Annotated in this window: 21 protein-coding genes; 6 read left to right on the forward strand and 15 right to left on the reverse strand. The window is 42.0% G+C overall.

Features of this window, described 5'->3' with window-relative positions:
* Position 1 precedes the first annotated feature (1 nt).
* Positions 2 to 2,002: a fumarate reductase flavoprotein subunit gene (locus GUY17_RS02540; protein ID WP_162022209.1), complete on the forward strand. Its 2,001-nt coding sequence runs from the start codon at positions 2 to 4 to the stop codon at positions 2,000 to 2,002.
* Between the two features lies 1 nt (position 2,003).
* Positions 2,004 to 2,729: a fumarate reductase iron-sulfur subunit gene (locus tag GUY17_RS02545; RefSeq protein WP_101086264.1), complete on the forward strand. Its 726-nt coding sequence runs from the start codon at positions 2,004 to 2,006 to the stop codon at positions 2,727 to 2,729.
* Between the two features lie 516 nt (positions 2,730 to 3,245).
* On the opposite strand, the gene rho is transcribed toward GUY17_RS02545, so the two are convergent.
* Entirely contained in the window at positions 3,246 to 4,508 is a 1,263-nt protein-coding gene (gene rho, locus GUY17_RS02550) for a transcription termination factor Rho (RefSeq protein WP_059747484.1), read from the reverse strand.
* Between the two features lie 222 nt (positions 4,509 to 4,730).
* On the reverse strand, positions 4,731 to 5,057 hold the full coding sequence (gene trxA / locus GUY17_RS02555) for a thioredoxin TrxA (RefSeq protein WP_011635949.1): 327 nt from the start codon (positions 5,055 to 5,057) through the stop codon (positions 4,731 to 4,733).
* 153 nt (positions 5,058 to 5,210) lie between these two features.
* On the opposite strand from trxA, the gene rhlB reads away from it, so the two are divergent.
* Complete coding sequence (gene rhlB, locus GUY17_RS02560) at positions 5,211 to 6,515, forward strand: ATP-dependent RNA helicase RhlB (RefSeq protein ID WP_101086263.1); 1,305 nt, start codon at positions 5,211 to 5,213, stop codon at positions 6,513 to 6,515.
* Positions 6,516 to 6,518: 3 nt separating this feature from the next.
* The gene (locus GUY17_RS02565; RefSeq protein WP_101086262.1) at positions 6,519 to 7,460 is read left to right on the forward strand and encodes an exopolyphosphatase; all 942 of its coding nucleotides are present in this window, start codon (positions 6,519 to 6,521) and stop codon (positions 7,458 to 7,460) included.
* Between the two features lie 113 nt (positions 7,461 to 7,573).
* Here GUY17_RS02565 and GUY17_RS02570 read toward each other — a convergent pair whose 3' ends face one another.
* From GUY17_RS02570 to rraA, 13 genes are all read right to left on the reverse strand, one after another.
* Positions 7,574 to 8,125, reverse strand: coding sequence for a thioredoxin family protein (locus GUY17_RS02570; RefSeq protein WP_162022210.1), 552 nt, complete (start codon positions 8,123 to 8,125; stop codon positions 7,574 to 7,576).
* Between the two features lie 228 nt (positions 8,126 to 8,353).
* Positions 8,354 to 9,367, reverse strand: a complete 1,014-nt coding sequence (gene hemB, locus GUY17_RS02575; RefSeq protein WP_162022211.1) for a porphobilinogen synthase — start codon at positions 9,365 to 9,367, stop codon at positions 8,354 to 8,356.
* A gap of 14 nt (positions 9,368 to 9,381) precedes the next feature.
* On the reverse strand, positions 9,382 to 11,307 hold the full coding sequence (locus GUY17_RS02580) for a diguanylate cyclase (protein ID WP_162022212.1): 1,926 nt from the start codon (positions 11,305 to 11,307) through the stop codon (positions 9,382 to 9,384).
* Entirely contained in the window at positions 11,304 to 12,122 is an 819-nt protein-coding gene (locus tag GUY17_RS02585) for a TatD family hydrolase (protein WP_162022213.1), read from the reverse strand. The genes GUY17_RS02580 and GUY17_RS02585 overlap by 4 nt, the downstream gene beginning before the upstream one ends.
* 18 nt (positions 12,123 to 12,140) lie before the next feature.
* A complete protein-coding gene (locus GUY17_RS02590; RefSeq protein ID WP_101086257.1) occupies positions 12,141 to 12,677 on the reverse strand; it encodes a hypothetical protein in 537 nt (178 codons plus the stop codon).
* 45 nt (positions 12,678 to 12,722) lie between these two features.
* A complete protein-coding gene (gene tatC, locus GUY17_RS02595; RefSeq protein WP_162022214.1) occupies positions 12,723 to 13,469 on the reverse strand; it encodes a twin-arginine translocase subunit TatC in 747 nt (248 codons plus the stop codon).
* A gap of 3 nt (positions 13,470 to 13,472) precedes the next feature.
* Entirely contained in the window at positions 13,473 to 13,886 is a 414-nt protein-coding gene (gene tatB / locus GUY17_RS02600; RefSeq protein WP_101086255.1) for a Sec-independent protein translocase protein TatB, read from the reverse strand.
* A gap of 6 nt (positions 13,887 to 13,892) precedes the next feature.
* Positions 13,893 to 14,132 (reverse strand): Sec-independent protein translocase subunit TatA, encoded by a 240-nt coding sequence (tatA, locus tag GUY17_RS02605; RefSeq protein WP_101086254.1) that lies wholly within the window; start codon positions 14,130 to 14,132, stop codon positions 13,893 to 13,895.
* A 110-nt stretch (positions 14,133 to 14,242) separates the two neighbouring features.
* Positions 14,243 to 15,892, reverse strand: a complete 1,650-nt coding sequence (gene ubiB / locus GUY17_RS02610) for a ubiquinone biosynthesis regulatory protein kinase UbiB (RefSeq protein ID WP_101086253.1) — start codon at positions 15,890 to 15,892, stop codon at positions 14,243 to 14,245.
* Positions 15,889 to 16,509, reverse strand: a complete 621-nt coding sequence (locus tag GUY17_RS02615; RefSeq protein WP_162022215.1) for an SCP2 domain-containing protein — start codon at positions 16,507 to 16,509, stop codon at positions 15,889 to 15,891. The genes ubiB and GUY17_RS02615 overlap by 4 nt, the downstream gene beginning before the upstream one ends.
* Positions 16,509 to 17,264: a bifunctional demethylmenaquinone methyltransferase/2-methoxy-6-polyprenyl-1,4-benzoquinol methylase UbiE gene (gene ubiE / locus GUY17_RS02620; protein WP_011635964.1), complete on the reverse strand. Its 756-nt coding sequence runs from the start codon at positions 17,262 to 17,264 to the stop codon at positions 16,509 to 16,511. Before ubiE ends, GUY17_RS02615 begins: the two co-directional genes overlap by 1 nt.
* Before the next feature lie 255 nt (positions 17,265 to 17,519).
* On the reverse strand, positions 17,520 to 18,548 hold the full coding sequence (locus tag GUY17_RS02625) for a formimidoylglutamase (RefSeq protein ID WP_162022216.1): 1,029 nt from the start codon (positions 18,546 to 18,548) through the stop codon (positions 17,520 to 17,522).
* Positions 18,549 to 18,647: 99 nt separating this feature from the next.
* Positions 18,648 to 19,133, reverse strand: coding sequence for a ribonuclease E activity regulator RraA (rraA, locus tag GUY17_RS02630; protein WP_162022217.1), 486 nt, complete (start codon positions 19,131 to 19,133; stop codon positions 18,648 to 18,650).
* A 386-nt stretch (positions 19,134 to 19,519) separates the two neighbouring features.
* On the opposite strand from rraA, the gene GUY17_RS02635 reads away from it, so the two are divergent.
* Both GUY17_RS02635 and GUY17_RS02640 read left to right on the forward strand, forming a co-directional pair.
* Positions 19,520 to 19,768 carry a YgjV family protein gene (locus tag GUY17_RS02635; RefSeq protein ID WP_101086249.1) on the forward strand — a complete coding sequence of 83 codons (249 nt, stop codon included), beginning with the start codon at positions 19,520 to 19,522 and terminating at the stop codon, positions 19,766 to 19,768.
* Between the two features lie 536 nt (positions 19,769 to 20,304).
* Positions 20,305 to 20,817: a phosphatase PAP2 family protein gene (locus GUY17_RS02640; RefSeq protein ID WP_162022218.1), complete on the forward strand. Its 513-nt coding sequence runs from the start codon at positions 20,305 to 20,307 to the stop codon at positions 20,815 to 20,817.
* Positions 20,818 to 20,893: the final 76 nt, after the last annotated feature.

A 20,893-nucleotide genomic window follows, 5' to 3' on the forward strand; every position in this document is an offset into this window, starting at 1 on the left:
AATGAAAATTATTTATACCGACACCTTGGTAGTAGGCGCTGGACTGGCAGGGTTAAGAGTCGCGATAGCCTCAAAAGAACGTGGCCTCGATACCTTGGTGTTATCGCTTGTTCCCGCTAAAAGATCGCACTCTGTCGCTGCCCAAGGTGGCATGCAAGCCAGTTTAGCCAATACCATAAAAGGTGAAGGTGATGATGAAGACATCCATTTTCAAGATACGGTAAAAGGTTCCGATTGGGGCTGCGATCAAGATGTTGCTCGAATGTTTGCTCACTGTGCACCCAAAGCGGTAAGAGAGTTAGCTCAGTGGGGCGTTCCTTGGACTCGAGTAACTAAAGGCGATAGACAAGTTATTGTTAATGCGGAAAAAGTGACTATCACTGAAGCAGAAGCTGCTCATGGACTCATTAACGCGCGTGATTTTGGTGGTACCAAAAAGTGGCGTACTTGCTATACCGCAGACGGTGCAGGTCATTCTTTATTGTATGCCGTCGATAATAAGGCTATTTCGTTAGGCATTCCAGTGCATGAACGGATGGAAGCATTATCGCTTATTCATGATGGTGAACGTTGCCACGGTGTCATCGCTCGCTGTTTAATTACGGGTGAGTTACGCGCTTACATCGCTAAATCTACCACTATTGCCACAGGTGGCTATGGGCGGATTTATGCGGTGTCGACCAATGCCATTATTTGTGAGGGGATTGGTCAAGCATTGGCGCTAGACACTGGCGTCGCGACGCTGGGCAATATGGAAGCGGTACAGTTTCATCCTACGGCTATTGTTCCAGTGGGTATTTTAACGACGGAAGGTTGCCGTGGTGATGGTGGTGTGCTGCGTGATAAAGACGGTTACCGCTTTATGCCCGACTATGAACCAGAGAAAAAAGAACTGGCTTCGCGAGATGTTGTGTCTCGTAGAATGACTGAGCATATGCGCAAAGGAAAAGGCGTAAATAGCCCTTATGGGCCGCATTTATGGCTGGATATTACCTTATTAGGTCAAAAGCACATTGATACCAATTTGCGTGAAGTTAAAGAGATTTGTGAGAACTTTTTAGGTATTGATCCGGTTAAAGATTGGATCCCTGTTCGGCCTACACAACATTATTCTATGGGCGGTATTCGTACTAAAGCCAATGGCGAAAGTCCACAATTATCAGGGTTGTTTAGTGTTGGAGAAGCTGCTTGTTGGGATATGCATGGCTTTAATCGACTCGGTGGCAACTCCCTAGCAGAAACTGTGGTTGGCGGAATGATTATCGGTAAGTATGTTGCTGACTTTGGTGAGCAAAATAGTTTGGTCGTTGATACCGATTTAATCGCCCAGTTTGGTAAGCAGTTACAAACAGAAGTTGATCAGCTTATTGAGGGCGAAGGAACAGAAGATCCATTTAAACTTAAAGCTGCAATGCAAAAAATTATGATGGATTACGTCGGTATTTTCCGCAATGGGCCTGAACTTGAACTGGCTGTTAACCAATTAACCGAATTACTTGAACGTTCAAAAAACCTCGGGTTAAAGTGCAAAAAACGTCACGCTAACCCTGAGCTTGTTGAAGCGTTACGCGTCAAACGGATGTTGAAAGTGGCTGTGACCGTTGCATGCGGGGCGCTTGCTCGTACCGAAAGTCGGGGCGCGCATTCTCGTGAAGATTTTCCACAGCGTAATGACCAAGACTGGTTGAATCGTACATTAACCCGTTGGCCAGATGCTAATAGTTTACGACCAGAAATGAGTTATGAAGCCCTTGATGTGATGCGAATGGAATTACCGCCTGGTTATCGAGGTTATGGTGTTGATAATGCGATTGCTCATCCTGATACCCAAAAACGTCAGCAACAGGTTGAAGCTATTTTAGCTGAACTCGGTGACGATGCAGATAGGTATGCCAAGCAAGCGGCATTAATGCCTTATGAGTTACCTGAAGAATATCAACCACGTAATCAGCGCTTCACTGATACTGTAGCCAAAACCAATGCTGAGTCTGGAGAAAAGTAATATGAGCCAAGCACGCACGTTAACTTTTTCAATTTTTCGATATGACCCGCAAGAGCCTGGCGACAAACCTAAAATGGTGAGTTACAGCTTAACAGAGGCACCCGGAATGACGGTGTTTATTGCGTTGAATCAGCTACGTGAAACACAAGACCCATCACTACAATTTGATTTTGTTTGTCGTGCGGGGATTTGCGGCAGTTGTGCCATGGTGATCAATGGTTTTCCGACGTTAGCTTGTCGAACCTTAACCGCTAATTATCCAGATGGACATATTAAATTGATGCCATTACCTGGCTTTGATTTAATTGGCGATCTGTCTGTGAATACCGGTAAATTTATGCGCGAATTATCTGAGCGTTTATCGTTGTGGTTGCATCCAAATAGTGCAGATAATGATATTCATCGTATCGAAACGCCGATGTCACCGGAAGAAGCAACCAAGCTTTATGAGTTAGAGCGATGCGTAGAATGTGGTGTATGTGTTTCTGCTTGTGCGACTAAACAAATGCGTGACACTTTTGTTGGCGCAGTCGGTATGATGAAAATTGCCCGTTTTGAATTAGACAGCCGTGATACTCGAACCGCTGATGATTTTTACCATGTCATAGGTAATCAAGATGGCGTGTTTGGTTGCATGACGTTACTCGGCTGCCAAGATACTTGCCCGAAAGATTTACCGCATATGCAGCAAATTGCGTATTTACGTCGGAAAATGGCATCTGTTTAGGTGGAAAGAGCGGTAGCGAACGGTAAAACGATAACAGGCGATAGCAAGCGATAGAAGTACAAAGACTAGATGCTAGAGCGCTTCGCTGCTAGATGCTATACAAGCTAAAGCTTTAAAAGCGGGGGGATCGATAACGAACGGTAAAACGATAACAGGCGATGGCAAGTGGAAAGACTAGATGCTAGAGCGCTGCGCTGCTAGAAACTATACGAGCTAATGCTGCAAAGGCGGAAGAGCGGTGACAAGCGATGGTAAGCGGGAGATGTACAAATACTAGATGCTAGACGCTTCGCTGCTAGAAACTATACGAGCTAATGCTGAAAGGCGGAAGAGCGGTGACAGGCGGTAAAGCGATAGCAAGCACAAAGACTAGATGCTACTGCATTTATCGCCGTGAAGCGAACTAGCAGAACCTAGTCCGCTCTAGATTTTAATCATAGATTATCGATATTGAGACATAAAAAATGCCGCTAAATTAGCGGCATTTTTGCGATTATTTTGCGTTTAGGTAATTAATTACTTAGCGCGTTTCATTGCTGTGAAGAATTCTTCGTTAGTTTTGGTCATGGCCAATTTATCGATTAAGAATTCCATTGCAGAAACTTCATCCATTGGATGTAAGATTTTACGTAAAATCCACATTTTTTGAAGTTCTTCAGTTGTCGTTAGCTTTTCTTCACGACGAGTACCAGAGCGATTGAAATCAATCGCAGGGAATACGCGTTTTTCAGCAGCTTTACGAGAAAGGTGTAACTCTTGGTTACCAGTACCTTTAAATTCTTCGTAGATTACTTCGTCCATTTTCGAGCCTGTATCAACCAAGGCTGTGGCGATAATGGTTAAGCTGCCACCGTGTTCAATGTTACGTGCAGCACCAAAGAAACGCTTTGGACGATGCAGTGCGTTAGCATCAACACCACCGGTTAACACTTTACCCGATGAAGGGATGACGGTGTTATAAGCACGGGCTAAACGGGTAATCGAATCTAACAAAATGACGACGTCTTTTTTGTGTTCAACTAAACGTTTTGCTTTCTCGATAACCATTTCGGCTACTTGAACGTGACGGCTGGCTGGTTCATCAAAGGTAGAAGCAATCACTTCGCCTTTTACCATGCGCTGCATTTCGGTCACTTCTTCAGGACGTTCATCGATAAGTAATACCATTAACACCACATCTGGGTTGTTGTAAGTAATACTTTGAGCAATGTTTTGCAGTAATAATGTTTTACCGGCTTTTGGCGGCGCAACAATCAAACCACGTTGGCCTTTACCGATTGGAGAACAAAGATCAAGAATACGCGAGGTGATGTCTTCTGTTGAACCATTACCGCGCTCCATGCGAAGGCGTTCTTCTGCATGTAATGGGGTTAAGTTTTCAAACAGGATTTTGTTGCGAGAGCTTTCTGGTTTATCAAAGTTGACTTCACTGACTTTCAACAGTGCAAAATATCTTTCGCCTTCTTTCGGCGGTCGAATTTTACCAAAAATACTGTCACCAGTACGCATGTTAAATCGACGAATTTGACTTGGAGAAACATAAATATCGTCAGGACCCGCAAGGTATGAGCCATCTGAACTTCTTAAAAATCCAAATCCGTCTTGGAGGATTTCTAATACACCGCCACCGAAGATGTCTTCTCCGCTTTTAGCGTGAGCTTTCAAAATTGAGAAGATGATATCTTGTTTACGGGTACGAGCCATATTTTCCAGATTCATGCTTTCAGCAAGCGAAACTAGATCTGAAATTGGCGTGTCTTTTAATTCTGTTAAATTCATGTATGGGAGTCTTGTTTTGCGCGACGAAGCTTACCGCAATCAATCAGCAAGTTTGAAAAGATATTTTATGATTGATAAACGAGAAGAGGTTAATTGAAAAAATCTGATGAATAAATTAGCACTTTATATGTTGGCCGTCCAGAAATTTAGCGTAAATAAAATCTAAAAACGGCACAAATTGTTCAAAACTTGTGCCGTTTAACATTTCTAGGCTATTTCTAGTTAGATTTTAGCGTCAATGAATTCTTTTAGTTGCGTCTTTGATAGTGCACCAACTTTAGTTGCCACTAGCTCGCCACCTTTGAACATTAACAATGTTGGAATACCGCGTACGCCGTATTTCGCAGGTGAAACGTTGTTTTGGTCAACGTTTAGTTTTGCGACGGTTAGTTTGCCTGCGTACTCTTCGGCAACATCGTTTAGGATTGGGGCAATCATTTTACAAGGACCACACCACTCAGCCCAGAAGTCGACTAATACTGGTGTTTCAGACTTTAATACGTCGTTTTCAAAGCTGTCATCGCTTAGGTATACAATTTTATCGCTCATGTAGTTCTCCAGATTTGGTTCCATTGCTAGTTTATTAATGGCTTACCATGTATATTGGGTCAGTTAAATAGCTTTTCAAGAGACCGTTTTAGTAATGTAGCTATTTCAAACGATCGAATCTTTTTTTGCAACCCCTACAGGTATGCTTGTGCTATGAGCCAAACACATTTATCGACCCAGAAATTCGCCGACTTCCCTTTAAAGCCCGAAATACTCGCGGCATTGAACGAGAACGGCTTTGAGTTTTGCACGCCAATACAGGCGTTATCTTTACCTATTTTACTTAATGCAAAAGATATTGCCGGACAAGCCCAAACCGGCACCGGTAAAACTATGGCATTTTTAGTGGCCACATTTAACCACTTACTCAATGTTGCTGCACCTGAGAGTCGCAAAGCAACCGAACCCCGCGCTATTATTATGGCGCCAACGCGAGAATTAGCAATTCAGATTGCTAAAGATGCCAAGTTATTAGCGGCACATACAGGCTTGAAAGTTGGTATTGTTTACGGTGGCGAAAGCTATGAAACCCAACGCGCTGTATTAGACAAAGGCGTTGATATTCTGATTGGTACCACCGGACGTATTATTGATTATGTACGTCAGGGTGTCATTAGTCTAAGCCACATTCAAGCCGTTGTGCTTGATGAAGCCGACCGTATGTTTGATCTTGGTTTTATTAAAGACATTCGCTTTTTGTTCCGCAGAATGCCTGATGCTAAGTCACGTTTGAATATGTTGTTTTCTGCCACGCTTTCAATGAAAGTGCAGGAATTAGCATACGATCATATGAATGATCCTGAAAAAGTTGAAATCGAACCATTAGAAAAAACTTCTAAAAATATCAAAGAAGAAATTTTCTATCCGTCGATGGAAGACAAGATGCGTTTATTACTGAGTCTAATCGAAGAAGATTGGCCAGATAAAGCGATTGTGTTTTCGAACACAAAACACAGCTGTGAAAAGTTGTGGTCTTATTTAGAAGGTGATGGTCATCGTGTGGGTTTGTTAACCGGCGATGTTCCGCAAAAGAAGCGTATTCGCATTCTTGAGCAATTTACCTCAGGTGATATCGATGTTTTAGTGGCAACAGATGTGGCCGCTCGTGGGTTACATATTTCTGATGTGTCACATGTATATAACTATGATTTACCTGATGATTGTGAAGATTATGTGCATCGTATTGGCCGAACAGGTCGTGCGGGACAGAAAGGTATTTCAGTCAGTTTTGCTTGTGAAGAATATGCACTGAATTTACCTGAAATTGAAACTTATATTAATCATTCAATTCCAGTATCTAATTACGATAAAGATGCGTTACTAGATGATATTCCGCCTCCGGCGCGTATTCATCGTAAGCCTCCTACATCTCGGACTCGTGATGGTGGAAGTAAAGGTGCGCATCGTAGTGGTGGAAATACTTCGCGTCCGCCACGCCATAGGACTCGTAGACCATAGTCAATGCCATTGTTAACTGTATCTCAGCCGTATGCGGCGATAACATTAGGTTCTAACAGTTTCAATATGTTAGTGGCTAATTCGGTGGGTAATAAGCCGATTGTTATCGCTAAATATAAACGCAAAGTACGCCTTGCCGAAGGTATAGGTGATGACGGTATGTTGTCTGAACCTGTTATGCTGCGTGGTTTAGAATGCTTAGCCATGTTTGCCGACATGTTAGCGCAGCACCATATCGATAGCGCTAATGTGGCTGTATTTGCTACCGCTACTTTGCGTGTTATCCGTAATGCCGATGAATTTCACCAGCGAGCGATGCCAATATTGTTGCATCCAATCGAGGTCATTTCGGGATTGCGCGAAGCTGAACTGATTTATCAAGGTATGGTGGCCACCACTAAAGGTGAGGGACGCCGGTTAGTGATTGATATTGGCGGCGCTAGTACCGAGTTTATTATTGGTGACGGCAGTCAGGTGTTGTTTAAAACCAGTTTGCCAATGGGGTGCGTGCTATTTAATCAACGATTTTTTAGTCATGCGCCGCTTCAAAGCATCGATTTTGAACAGGCCGTAGATTACGTTAATATGATTTTGGCAGAACATCGTCCTCACTTACTCAATTTAGGGTGGCAAAGTGTTGTAGGGGCTTCTGGTGCGGTTCAATCAGTGGTATCGGTGTTACAGCATCGACAACGCTCGGAAGTGATTACCCTTAAGATTTTGTATGCTTTTCGTGATGAAATATTATCGCAAGCAGATGCCAGGCTTAGTGGTATTAACGGCTTAAATGCCGAACAAGCTCCCACATTTGCTGCGGGAGTTGCGATTTTAATCGCGTTGTTTGAAAGTCTATCAATGAGTCGTTTACATCTTGCTGGTGGCGCACTTCGCGAAGGCGTATTACAACTGTTAGCCGATCGCATAGCCGCTAAAGTCTCGTTGTAGTTACTGACATAAGCGTAATAAAAAATAGGTCGCCATTGGCGACCTATTTTTTTGATTATTAAGTTATTACTTTTAGTTGTTTAAACAAACATTTTCAATAACTTCTTACATAACTATTTTAAAATCTCAACTAAATCGGCTTCCAGTGTGGCTTGAGGGCGTTCAACGATACGACCTAGCTCATTGCCTTGCTGTTTAACGATAAACGTTGGAATGCGGCTGAACGCATATTTTGCCGCTAAACCTTCAGGGTCCTGCTTGCTTCGGTCGACACCAATGTATTCAACTTCAATGTTGGGATTGGCTGCCGCTTCAATAATTCGCATAAAGTGCGGTGTTTCGCGATGGCAGTCAGGGCACCAAGTGCCAATAATCACGACTATTTGCGTCGGTTCTTTAATGGCTTTGAGTACATCGATTGCTTGCGCATCAACTTGGTAATTGGTAAACCCTTCTGTATAGCCTGGTAATTCAGTCGTTAGAGTTTGTGGTTGGATTACGCCAGTTAAAATCACTTCTTGTTTCTCCTCGCTGCATGTTGCCATAAAGCCTTGTTGATCTTTTTCAAATGCGCAACCTGAATTCGCAGATGCGGCCATAGGCAGCATTTGGGCACTGAAAAAGAGTGCCGTGGTGGCCAATAATGTTCTAACGTTATTGTGCATGATAATGTCTCGCTTAAGAAGAAAATACTGTTCTTGAGTGTATTCAAGCATGCTTAAACAGGGCTGTTAAGAGACTATGAGCTATGATGTAGAGCTGATCACGATAATGAGGTGTATGTGACTTGTCCCACGAGGTAATCGAATTAAAACCGATGCAAAGTAGGCAGTGTTAAATTAACAAAGCCAACCCGAGATGGATTGGCTTTATAACCACTTAATATCGGAGGTTTATGAGTTTTGTTCTTTAAGCCACTGAGCAGCACGTTTAGCAAAGTAGGTTAAAATACCATCAGCGCCAGCGCGCTTAAAGCAAAGTAATGATTCCATCACAATGGCTTTTTCTGCTAACCAACCGTTTTGAATAGCAGCCATGTGCATGGCGTACTCACCACTGACTTGGTAAGCAAATGTTGGCACTGCTAATTCAGTTTTGACACGGCGTACTATGTCTAAATAAGGCATCCCTGGTTTAACCATGACCATGTCAGCACCTTCTTGGATATCTAATGCCACTTCGTGTAATGCTTCGTCGCTATTGGCCGGATCCATTTGGTAGCTGTGTTTATTGCCACCTTTTAAATTACTAGCCGATCCGACAGCATCACGAAAAGGACCATAATAACTTGAGGAATACTTAGCGGAATAAGCCATGATCTGAGTATTCACAAAGCCATTTTCTTCAAGGGCTTGGCGAATTGCACCTATACGACCGTCCATCATGTCTGATGGCGCGACAATATCTGCCCCCGCAGCGGCATGAGATAAAGCCTGCTTGACTAGGATCTCGGTGGTGATGTCATTCATGATATAACCAGTGTCATCGATAATACCGTCTTGACCATGAGTCGTGTAGGGATCTAAAGCTACATCAGTCATGATACCAAGCTGTGGGAATGCTTGCTTTAATTCACGCACGGCACGCTGCACTAATCCATCAGGATTGTAAGATTCCTCTGCCAGTAAACTCTTTTTATCCGCTGGCGTCACGGGGAATAATGCAATAAGCGGAATGCCAAGCTCAACCAGCTCAGCGGCTTCTTTTAACAATAGATCAACTGAAAATCGTTCAATTCCTGGCATTGAAGCAATTTTTTCTGAGCGTTGAAAACCTTCTAACACAAACATTGGATAAATGAGATCGTTAACTGTTAAGGTATTTTCAGACATTAAACGACGGCTAAATTCATGTTTACGCATGCGGCGCATTCTGCGCAGTGGAAAGGCACTAGTAATAATATTCAATTTCGACTCCTGGTTTAGATCTCGTCTGTTTCGAGCGGGTAATAGCAGACTTTGTTACGGCCACTGCGTTTGGCATTATACAGGGCTTTATCTGCTTGTTCTAGTAATAGCATTGGATGCTCATCACTGTCGATAATTGTCTCACTCACACCGATACTGACCGTTAAGGGTATCGTGTAACCATTATGGGCAATGGTAAGCTCGCTGATTGCTTGGCGAATTTGCTCCGCAACTAGCAGAGCACCTTCTATATCTGTACTCGGTAATATAATAGCAAATTCTTCACCACCAAAACGTGATACGAGATCCGTTGGACGTTTAATGTATTCACATAATGTATTTGCAATCATCTTTATGGTGTAGTCGCCACTAAGGTGACCATATTGGTCATTGATATTTTTAAATTTATCGATATCAATCATTAACAAAGACATCGGTGTCTGTTGGCGTCGGCTAATACGGCCTTCTGCAATGAGGCGACGATCAAAAGCACTACGATTCTTCACCCCAGTAAGGCTGTCTATGGTGTTTTGTTCTGTCAGCTTTTGATTCACCTCATTGAGTTCACGTAAGGCCATTTCTAATTCAAGTGTCCGTTCTTGAACCATTTGCTCAAGTTTTTCACTATTTCCAGCCTCACTACGCAGTGCTTCTTCACGGATTTCTCGCAGCCGTTGTTCTTGCTCTAATGTCTGTTGCTGGATCTCAAATTTAGCCTTTCGTTCATCGTTATAACGTAAGGCGAGCACTGCCGCCATGGTGATGACTTCAAAAGTGAGTCCTATCATTACGGGGATCTGTGGCGATATGCTTAGGGTGATTAGACCGAGATAAATTAGCCCTGTAATGATGCACCCAATCATTAAGCCCATACGGCCAATGGCATATAAAGGGGCATTGCGTTGGCCGCTAAAAGCTTGGATTAATGAGAAAGCCATTAGGATTGTGCTGATAGTTAACACCACAAATGCTAAAACATACAGCGCAAAACTGTAGTTAATAAATGGCATGATGATCGTTAAGCCAAAACAGAGCACTGCCATGATGCGACAAATACGCAGCATTTTTAGATTATGATATTTTAGTTGCAATACTTTTTCAGTAAACATCAATGAAAAACCCAATGTTAATGGGATAATAATAATGAAAATATACTGTTGTATAATGGGCCATTGAGGCCACAAATAGCGAAATGATACGCCATGAATTGTCGCCGTGAGTAACGTAAGCCCTAATACATAGCCGCTGTAATAACTGTAACTATAAGATGCTGACGCAAGGGCAATAAATAAACTGAACAAGCAAATAGCGAGTAATAATCCTATTTGCATGCCATTAAACAAATTCTTAGTTTCGGTTAGCCGTGTTAGGTCGTTTGATGACCACAACACTAATGGCAAACTGATGCTACCTTTGCTGTCTATTTTTAAATAAAAAGTATGTGTATCACCAGGTTCAAAATTAACTGGGTATAAAAAGATATTGCTTTGTAATGGTCGTTGCTTAAACGGTAAGGAGTCGCCCATTATTTCAGTACTGACCAGTTCCCCATTGATCAGGTGGTATATTTTAACACTGTCGAGTAATGGGTTATCTAAGGCAATAATGCGTGATAGATGGTCGTTGGGATTAAATATACTAAAACTCACCCAATAGTTTTTAATGCCTATTTGATATGGTTGATTGGTATCAAGTTTTTTCCAGCTGTTTTCTGGCCGTTGTAATAATGTGCTTAGAGTTTCAATATCATTACTTTGATTGGCATAAACCCAGTCGTGTAATTCAATTTTTGTTATGGAGTCTGATGTCAGTCTAAGCGGTACTCCAGAGAGTGTATTAGCCCAACAGTTTTGGCTAATCAACAGCAAAAACAATCCAATTAACACCCTAAAGTGATATTTACATTGCTGTTGTAACTGATGAGTTATGAGGGGCATCATGAGTTATTATTCACGTTTAGATGAACTGGCAGTTGGAAAAAGTCACAACTGTTTTTATAACATTCTTGCGCTAATGATTGTACTGATTGTTGGCGTAAATTGGCCATGTATTCGACAATATAAGGTAAGTATTGGGGTAAGTTTTTACTCGATTTAGGTTTAGGTCGCATACTGCGAGGTAATAAGTAAGGACTATCGGTTTCTGCCATAATGCGATGATTAGGAATTAATGGTACTAATTGAGCAAGGTCTTGCCCTCGACGTTCATCGCAAATCCACCCAGTAATGCCAATGTATAAATCAGCGGCTAAGCATTCAATTAACTCATCTTTACTACCAGTAAAGCAGTGTAGTAAGGCATTAGGGAGATGAGCTCGATACTCATTTACAATGGCGATAAAATCGCTATGAGCTTCACGACAATGCATCAGCACTGGCATATTGAGTTCGCAAGCTAGCTCTAATTGCGCTGCAAATGCCTTTCTTTGTACCGGGCGTGGTGAAAAGTCACGATTGTAGTCAAGCCCACATTCACCAATAGCTACCACGGTGTCTTGTTTGGCCAGCTGAGTTAAACGTGCTTTGCTATGTTGATCCCAAGATGATGCATGATGCGGATGTACACCTGTCGTGCAGTATAGTTGTTGCGGGTATTGTTGGCAGAGAGATATTGAGTCGGAGCTTTCATCGAGATCGCTGCCAATAACAATTAACGGCGAAACATGATGTTTCGCCGCGTCATTGATAATAGTGTCAATATCGTGCTTCAGCCTGTCGCTAAGCAGATTAACAGCAATGTCGATGTATTGAGTCATGTAATAAAAGTACTGTAGTTACTTTAATCGTCTAACTCGGGTAGTAGCATTGCGATCATCGCTACCCAATAAAAATGAATTCAATGCACCTGTTTCAATAAAGATGCGTTGACCTTTTTTGATTTTATAATACTTTGAGCTACTTTGCTTCCAGACTTGACCATTGCTGAGTGTTATCACAAATGCGCCTAACGCATCTTTCTTAACACTAATGACTTCAGAGTAAATCTTATCGACTTCATCTTCTATGACTTTCTTTTGTAAACCAAAATCATCAACGCTGAGTACTTGAGGACTTGTTGCAACCAAAGGTAACACAACGTTTGGTGTAGCGGGTGGCCTTGGAGCCTCAGATGGGGCAATCTTAGTTGTATTTGCCGTCGTCATTATGTGAGCACTGGGTTTAGCATTAGCCGCTAATTCGTCATAACAAGTTAATCGCACAGTTTTGTCCGTTTTAGCGGCACATATAGACAGTTGCTGGCCAAGATTGGTATTGGCATATGCATTAGCCGAGATCAATACGATCCCGACGGCAATTAAACTTAAACGCATTGATTCTTCCTTATTATTTTAGTCTGTAGAGCCTTTCTTTATCGCTTAATTTTCAGCTTCTTCGTTCTCTGGCTCATCTACTTTTTTGCTGTAGAAACGTGCGGCGATTAGTCCACCTTCAAACAATAACAGCATTGGTACGGCTAGCATAGTCTGCGAGATAATATCGGGCGGTGTGAGTACCATGCCAACAACAAAAGCTCCTACTACAATATAAGGGCGTTTTTGGCGTAACTCATCGGGTGTTGTAACACCAGCCCAGCAAAGCAAAACGACTGCTACAGGTATTTCAAAAGCTAAACCAAAGGCAAAAAATAATTTTAGAATAAAACTCAAATAACTGCTGATATCAGTAGCAACTTGCACGCCTTCTGGAACGACACTGGTGAAAAACCCAAATACAACTGGGAAAACAATATAGTAGGCAAAGGCTATTCCAAGATAAAACAACAGAGTGCTGCTGGCTAACAAGGGAACAACTAAGCGTTTTTCATGTTTATATAACCCAGGCGCTACAAAAGACCATACTTGATAAAGCACATAGGGAATGGCGATGAAGAATGCTAATACTAGTGTTAATTTAAAGGGTGCAAAAAAAGGCGCGGCTACGTCGGTTGCAATCATACTGCCCGTTTCTGGAAGCGAGCGCATTAAAGGCAGAGCTATGTAGTGATAAATATCGTTAGCCCAATACACAATAGTAATGAATACCAATAACACGCTGCCAATGGCTTTAAGCAATTTGTTACGTAATTCAAGCAAATGGCTAATAAGCGGTTGCTGTTGCGACATGGATTATCCGTTTGATTTAGGGTTTGAACTGTTTTCGCTAGTCACTTCAGATGACTTAGCTTCTTTGACTGAAGGAGACTCGTCAGCTGATTTTTTTGGCTCGACAGGTGATGTGTCTTCAACCTTATAAGGACGATTCACTGATTCAGCGGCTTTTTTCAGCTGATCAATCGACTCTTGTAACTCTGGCGACAAATTGGCTAAACCTTTGCTTTCAGCTTTTTTTAAATCAGCATGTAACTGATCAATTTTAAGCTCTTGCTCAAGTTCATCTTTGACAGAGTTAGCCATGCGCTTAAGCGCACGGATCCAACCTGTTAACGAACGTACTGCAACCGGTAGTCTTTCGGGGCCTAGTACTACTAGCCCCAAAATACCGATCAGCAGCAGCTCCATAAAGCCGATACCGTCAAACATAATAAATTACGCCTGTTTATCTTTAGATTCTGTTTCAGGTTGCTTTTCTGCAGCCTGTTGCGAAGTCGCTGCCGTTTGGTCTTTGTCTTCTAGTGATTTACTTTCATCTTCTGGAGTCATGGCGTTTTTAAAGCCTTTTACTGCTCCACCTAAATCACCGCCCAAAGAACGCAATTTTTTAGTCCCAAATAATAGAATGACAATTAACGCTACGATTAGAAGCTGCCAAATACTGATGCCGCCCATGAAGATTTTCCTCTTTAAAGTAAAAATGGTTTTTGTAAAAAAGTTATTTCAAAATCCATAATAACACCCAATTCTTTAAGTATTATGAACCTCTAATAAATTAGTGCTAGCTAAAACTTACGATTCTTTGGCCTAGATCGCCATCCTATTGCCCAAATCAATATACCTGCACCTATACAGGTATATGCAGGCCATAGTGTAGCTATTTGAGTAAATAAAATTGTGCCACAGATCAATAATACAGCCGAAGTGATAAGTAGATAATTACTCTTGTGCGATTTCTGTTGGTAGCGCAAGTACTTATCTAACATTTGCTGTTGAGTGCCGAGTAATTTACGGCCTAGTTTTAAATTGTCGTAAATCAATTCAGGAAACTCAGGGAGTTTATCGGCCCAAAATGGCGCATTTGATTTTACTTTATTGAACATGGCTTTAGGGCCAACTTGTTCTGACATCCAATTTTCTAGGAAGGGTTTGGCGGTTTGCCATAAATCTAATTGTGGATATAACTGACGGCCTAAACCTTCAATATACAGTAAGGTTTTTTCGAGTAACACCAATTGTGGCTGCACCACAATATCAAAATGACGCGCAGTTCTAAACAGCTCTAACAGAACATGACCGAATGAAATTTCATCCAATGGTTTATTAAACATGGGTTCGCAAACTACTTTTACAGCTTGTTCAAACGCAATAATATCTGTGTGTTCAGATACCCAACCTGACTCAATATACAGCTGGGCAATACGGTGATAATCGCGATTAAAAAAGGCTAAAAAGTTTTCTGCTAGGTAACGTTTATCCACTTCGGTTAATGTGCCCATAATGCCGCAGTCTAGGCCGATATAAAATGGGTCGTCTGGATGTTCACGACTGATAAAAATATTGCCTGGATGCATATCTGCGTGGAAAAAATTGTCGCGAAACACTTGGGTGAAAAACAATTCCACACCGCGTTCAGCAAGCAGTTTAAAGTTGGTACCTTGAGCTCGTAACGCTTCGGTGTCAGAGACTGGAATACCGTAAATGCGTTCCATGACCATAAGGCGTTGATAACTGTGTTCTTCGTAAACAAAAGGCACATACAGCGAATTAGAATCCAGAAAATTATTGCGCAGCTTGATGGCGTTAAGCGCTTCTAGCTTTAAGTTTAGCTCGCCTAAAATGGTGGTGCGGTAATCTTCAATCACTTCTGCTGGGCGTAAACGATTACCGTCACCTAATAAGGTTTCGAGTAAGTTAGCCGTTTGAGTCATTAACTGTAAGTCAGCTAATATCTGCTGCTCAACATTAGGTCGCAGCACTTTAAGCACCACGGCTTTACCGTTAGATTTTAAGGTAGCGGTGTGTACTTGCGATATTGAGGCGGAGGCTAATGGCGTGTCATTAAAGTCATCAAAATAGGTTGCGATAGGAGCACCAAGCTCAGCTTCAATGGCTTCTCGTGCTAAAGCAGAATCAAACGGTGGCACTCTGTCTTGCAACATGGCCAACTGATACGCCCATTCGTCGTCAAGTAAATCACGGCGAGTCGACAGCATTTGCCCTAATTTGATGTATACCGGCCCTAAATCTTGCATCGCTAATTTTAAGCGCTCTGCAGGCGATTTAGTTTTATGCTTATTACGGATCCAAAATAAGCTGTTGCGCACAATGGCGAAATACCAGGGCTTTTTGTGTTTAGGTATTAAGTCATCTAAGCCAAAATGCAGAATGGTTTTAATGACATGGTAACCACGCCTGATACTTGCAGTTGTCATTGCGTTATTTGATCTCTTATTTGGGCTATTTTGGCTTCGATACGTTCGGTTTGACTCACCAGTTCGTCCAGATTATCACGAAAATGTAGCCATTCGATTTTATGCGGCGCTAGGCGATATTCTTCAGTGGTTAACTGGCTGATGTGTGAGCGAGTTTTTTGTAAGACTAGCTTGATATCATGGTTAAATTGTTTTGCTGTAGCAACGAGTTTATGCGTCGGAGCATCACCAATATAACGTGATAATGGTTCGGCAAAATCAACATGAATATTCTGTAAATAATGGCTTAACGATTGCAGTAATTGAATATCGCCTTCCAAACTGAGTTTATCTTGTTTGATAAGCTCAGTTAAATTAGCGCCTTCAGTCAGCTGATATAATGTTGATACATCAGCACGTACGGTTACTGCTACATCACCTTCGTAATGGCTGAGTACTTGAATTTGTTTGGCAAACACCAAATAAATGGGCCAATTTAACTGACTCAGCTGGATACAAAATACTTTGCCGTGCAATGACTTTTGGCGAGCATAGTCACTTTTAGCCTGTGCTGGCAGTTGGTTAAAGGCGGTTTCAATGGCAGCACAAGTTAACAAAGCAAAGTGATTAGGGGTCATTAGAACTTATAACCTCTATGTAATGCGACAACGCCGTCTGTCATGTTGGTGTAGTCGACTTGTTCAAAACCTGCATCTACCATCATTTGTTTAAGCGTTTCTTGATCAGGATGCATCCGAATTGATTCGGCAAGGTATTCGTAGCTGTCAGCATCTTTAGTGATTAATGCGCCCATTTTAGGTAACACCTTAAAGCTATACATGTCGTAAACTTTACGCATTAATTCATGTTTAGGTGTTGAAAACTCAAGCACGAGTAGTTTTCCACCGGGCTTTAATACTCGTTGCATTGAACGTAACGCCGCATCTTTATCGGTAACATTACGTAAACCAAACGCGATAGTGATGATATCAAAATGGTTATCAGGAAACGGCAGTGCTTCAGCGTTAGCTTGAACATAGCTGACGTTATTGACGATACCTTTGTCACGTAATTTAGTGCGACCGACCTTGAGCATTGAATCATTAATGTCAGCAAGAACGACTTGACCTCTATCGCCGACTAAATGTGAAAACTTAGCCGTGAGATCGCCAGTACCACCGGCTAAATCAAGCACTTTCATCCCCGGTCTTGCAGCCGCGACTTCAATGGTGTGGCGCTTCCAAAAGCGGTGAACTCCAAAAGACATCACGTCATTCATAATGTCGTATTTTGCCGCGACGGAATGAAACACGTCAGCGACTAAGTCTGCTTTTTTATCGGCTTCGACAGTTTTATATCCAAAATGAGTGTTTTTCGGTTCGCCTTCAGACATCGGTCTATTCCTATAATGTGCGATAATTAATAGCGAGTGTATGCCATTGCGAATGATTGCTGAAATGCTGTGGTGCGAGAGTGTGACAACAATCAATTAGTTGTCTTACCTTGCACCTAATATACATTTCACTTCAACTTGAACGCAGCAATGAGCTTCGCGTCGATTAGCCCCAATAAAAAGCAGCAGTTAAGGCTAAAAAATTGCCTGCATTAGAGCATAAAATTAGCCTTTAATGAATAGCCGTAGCTGATTCTAATTCAGACCGGTTAATCGACCCTGAAGATAAGCATAAATTAACTCACTGAGACCTTGACCTGCATCGCGGTAACCCGCTTCTAAACCCGCGTGATGACATGCTGGGGCAGTTTCTGCAAAATGAGCGTAATGGCATGGACAATGCTTAGCAATATAATGCACATAATGGCAGGCATCGAGTATCGATATACCGGCAAAAGTCGCTGCACTGCTGGGCATATTGGCAATCGCATCGACATCGAGCTCTAATGCGACGGGCAGTTGGGTTTGATTTAATGCTTTAGCGATTTGTTTTAATGCAGTTTCTAGCGACAGTTCACGCCGGATCCAAATTTGTTGAAAACTGTTCCATGTAGCGCCAAACAGGCTCAGTTGTTCTAGGGTTTCTTCACTATTTTTTAATTCATGCAAGCCGAGAATATGATAATGGTCGAGTGCGCCATTGGCGGCGGCATAACTAAATCCATTACCGCTGTGGCGACCTTCTCGTGGTCTAAAATCACTGTGTGGATCGAGGTTGACGGCTGCGACAGGTAGGCCTGTAGTGGCTTTTGTTGCCATTAATAAACCATAAGCATTATTGTGGCCGCCGCCGATAACGATGGGTTCTAATCCTGCTTGCATGATTTCACTTACTGCAGCAATGACGATGTCATCCAATTGTGCGGTTGCTTGGCGTAATTGTTCAACGGTAGCGGTTGTGGATACTGATGTATCAAGACTGATTTGGCCTAAAATGGCACATTCGTTACCATTAAGAAATCGATTGGAGTGTAAATTAATCAACTGTTTCATGCTAGCGATAAAGGCATCATCAGCGCCGCCTCGGCCGAGGTTAGCTCGTGGTCCCACATCTTCTGCAATGGCAATAATGGCAAACTGGGCGCCACTGGATTTAGCCTGTTGTGCATTTTGTGCTAATGACAGTTCAGCAGATGCCAGATAAACCTGTTGGCCTATTTTGGTTTCATTAGGGCGTAAACTTAATAATGCATCGCAATGCTGCTGAGTAAATGCGCTAAACATGGTGATTCTCCGAATTACAGCCACAAAAAAACCAGCATAGCTGGTTTTTAAAGGAATTGTCTGCCAGCTTTTTACAAAGCTAAATTGGCTATGACGGGGTTATTCAATATCTAATGGTTCTGGAGACAGAATAACGCCCGTGTTATCAGCATAGATATGATCACCCGGTAAGAAGGTCACGCCACCAAAATTAACTGGAATTTCGATTTCGCCCACACCGTTACTTTCAGCACCGACAGGAATCGAAGCAAGCGCTTGGATACCAATATCAAGTTCTTCAAGAGCGTCAACGTCACGTACTGAACCGTAAATGAGAATACCTTCCCAATTATTGGCTACAGCAATTTCAGCAATTCTAGCATCGAGTAGCGCACGTCTTAACGATCCACCACCATCGACTAATAGGACTTTACCTTCACCGTCTTCTTCTAAAGCATCAGCAATCAAGCCATTATCTTCAAAACACTTAATTGTACTGATTGAGCCACCGAAGGAGCTGCAACCACCGTAGTTACTGAACATTGGTTCGACGACATCGACTACATCTATATACATGTCGCAGAGTTCTGAGGTGTTGTATTCCATATTTCACTCCTGTTGGACAGCAAAGGTAAATTGCTGGGTAAAGCAAAGTTAAATGAATTATATGAGCTTTTTATGAAAATAAAAGCCTTATCAATCACTGGATTGTTATAAATCAACTTATGGTGTGACTTATGCGCAGATGACGCATTGGCCTAAATAGAGAACAGGGATCAAATTTGTAAGTAATTTTCTTTCAAATTGAACCAATTAGTCGATATATGTTGATTTAGGTCATCCTAATACGTTTTTTAATTACATTTTTGCTCTACAGTTTGTTAGCATATTGCTAGATTTATTAATGTTAGTTTACAAAATAATACTAGCTTTAGGGGCACGGAACCCCCGTTACGCATACGGAAGGCAGAGAGCCTGAAACAGAGGTTCTTATGGAAAATATCAATATTATTGAAGTATTAGGCTATGCCGCATCCGTTATGGTTGCCATTTCACTAATGATGAAAGACATCGTTTTACTAAGATGGTTAAACTTTATTGGCTGTTCTTTTTTTGTCGCCTACGGATATGCAATCGAAGCATGGCCAGTAGCGGGCATGAATGCCTTTGTTGCATGCATTAACATTTTTCACTTAATTAAGATTTATCGTAATAAAGGTGCACAGCCACAAACTGCATAATTGCACGAGTCATATTAAGTTATCGTGTTAATGAATGACGATAACACGGTCGCGATTAATAACCCCTCAAGCCAAACTTGAGGGGTTATTGCTTTAAATCGCTTTGATTTAAAGCAATAAATGGCTATCAAACCGCTCTGTATTCCCCTGTCTGCGTTTTAATGGCCCACAATAAGCTCTCTATTGACGAGTCAATACATCTTGTGAGTAACATCAATGGCAAGCACATAGTACCGATTTTAAATAAAACCGTTGTTATCGATTTATCCCATCTCTTATTCTCAGTTGAAGTGACCTCGCGGGTAAACATCAGCCGTTAAGCTTCTTTATGGTTATTCGCTAATTTATGCTTATTCTCGAATTTATGGTTATTTCCAACGTGAAACTCAACTCTGGGCAGTGTCATAAAACTTTAGGCTAACTGTCACCTCGTGTTCATTACCTCTGTCTATTATCTAAACTGTTAACAAATACATAACTTTAGTCGGATCAATATTAGCTAAATGATATTGCCGACGTTTGACATGGAGTCAGGCATGAAGAGTATCAGCCAGTTAGATAAATATTGGTTTTATTGGATAGTGCAATTTAGTCGAGATAACGGCCTAAGTCAGGCTGCTAAACGTGTATCCGCAACCGGTGATGGCCACTATTATGCTTATTTATCTGTTGCGCTATTGTTTTTTCATCCCAACGGCCAGCACTTTTTTAATTTAATGTTGGGGAGTTTCTTGGTTGAGTTTCCGTTGTATTTACTGCTGAAAAATAGCATTCGACGTCATCGTCCTTGCCATGCGTTAGCTGGGTTTGAGTCTGGTTTTGAACCGTCGGATAAATTTAGCTTACCTTCAGGGCACACTGCTGGCGCCTTTGTGTTTGCTAGCGTGGTGAATCTGGTGTTTCCTGCCTTAGCACCGATTGCGTTTGCTTGGGCTTGTTTTGTTGGCTCATCGCGTATCGCTCTGGGAGTTCATTATCCTGTGGATATTATGGCTGGCGCTGGGTTGGGGATCGGCTCGGTATTTCTGGTCGATCAACTGATGCTGTAAAGCTTATTTTATGATAACTGATGTATTAGTTGTTCATGTATTAGCTGTTAATGTATTAGCAGTTCATGTACTAGCA

This window comes from Shewanella sp. Arc9-LZ (assembly GCF_010092445.1).
Lineage (GTDB): Bacteria > Pseudomonadota > Gammaproteobacteria > Enterobacterales > Shewanellaceae > Shewanella.

Coding starts and splice junctions, on each gene's coding strand:
- ubiE (WP_011635964.1), bottom strand. CDS start 17,264: ATGTCTGAAGGCGAACCGAAAAACACTCATTTTGGATATAAAACTGTC.
- GUY17_RS02570 (WP_162022210.1), bottom strand. CDS start 8,125: ATGCACAATAACGTTAGAACATTATTGGCCACCACGGCACTCTTTTTC.
- tatB (WP_101086255.1), bottom strand. CDS start 13,886: ATGTTTGACGGTATCGGCTTTATGGAGCTGCTGCTGATCGGTATTTTG.
- GUY17_RS02590 (WP_101086257.1), bottom strand. CDS start 12,677: ATGCGTTTAAGTTTAATTGCCGTCGGGATCGTATTGATCTCGGCTAAT.
- tatC (WP_162022214.1), bottom strand. CDS start 13,469: ATGTCGCAACAGCAACCGCTTATTAGCCATTTGCTTGAATTACGTAAC.
- rho (WP_059747484.1), bottom strand. CDS start 4,508: ATGAATTTAACAGAATTAAAAGACACGCCAATTTCAGATCTAGTTTCG.
- GUY17_RS02585 (WP_162022213.1), bottom strand. CDS start 12,122: ATGACTCAATACATCGACATTGCTGTTAATCTGCTTAGCGACAGGCTG.
- rraA (WP_162022217.1), bottom strand. CDS start 19,133: ATGGAATACAACACCTCAGAACTCTGCGACATGTATATAGATGTAGTC.
- GUY17_RS02580 (WP_162022212.1), bottom strand. CDS start 11,307: ATGATGCCCCTCATAACTCATCAGTTACAACAGCAATGTAAATATCAC.
- GUY17_RS02545 (WP_101086264.1), top strand. CDS start 2,004: ATGAGCCAAGCACGCACGTTAACTTTTTCAATTTTTCGATATGACCCG.
- ubiB (WP_101086253.1), bottom strand. CDS start 15,892: ATGACAACTGCAAGTATCAGGCGTGGTTACCATGTCATTAAAACCATT.
- GUY17_RS02540 (WP_162022209.1), top strand. CDS start 2: ATGAAAATTATTTATACCGACACCTTGGTAGTAGGCGCTGGACTGGCA.
- GUY17_RS02640 (WP_162022218.1), top strand. CDS start 20,305: ATGAAGAGTATCAGCCAGTTAGATAAATATTGGTTTTATTGGATAGTG.
- rhlB (WP_101086263.1), top strand. CDS start 5,211: ATGAGCCAAACACATTTATCGACCCAGAAATTCGCCGACTTCCCTTTA.
- GUY17_RS02635 (WP_101086249.1), top strand. CDS start 19,520: ATGGAAAATATCAATATTATTGAAGTATTAGGCTATGCCGCATCCGTT.
- GUY17_RS02615 (WP_162022215.1), bottom strand. CDS start 16,509: ATGACCCCTAATCACTTTGCTTTGTTAACTTGTGCTGCCATTGAAACC.
- trxA (WP_011635949.1), bottom strand. CDS start 5,057: ATGAGCGATAAAATTGTATACCTAAGCGATGACAGCTTTGAAAACGAC.
- GUY17_RS02625 (WP_162022216.1), bottom strand. CDS start 18,548: ATGTTTAGCGCATTTACTCAGCAGCATTGCGATGCATTATTAAGTTTA.
- GUY17_RS02565 (WP_101086262.1), top strand. CDS start 6,519: ATGCCATTGTTAACTGTATCTCAGCCGTATGCGGCGATAACATTAGGT.
- tatA (WP_101086254.1), bottom strand. CDS start 14,132: ATGGGCGGCATCAGTATTTGGCAGCTTCTAATCGTAGCGTTAATTGTC.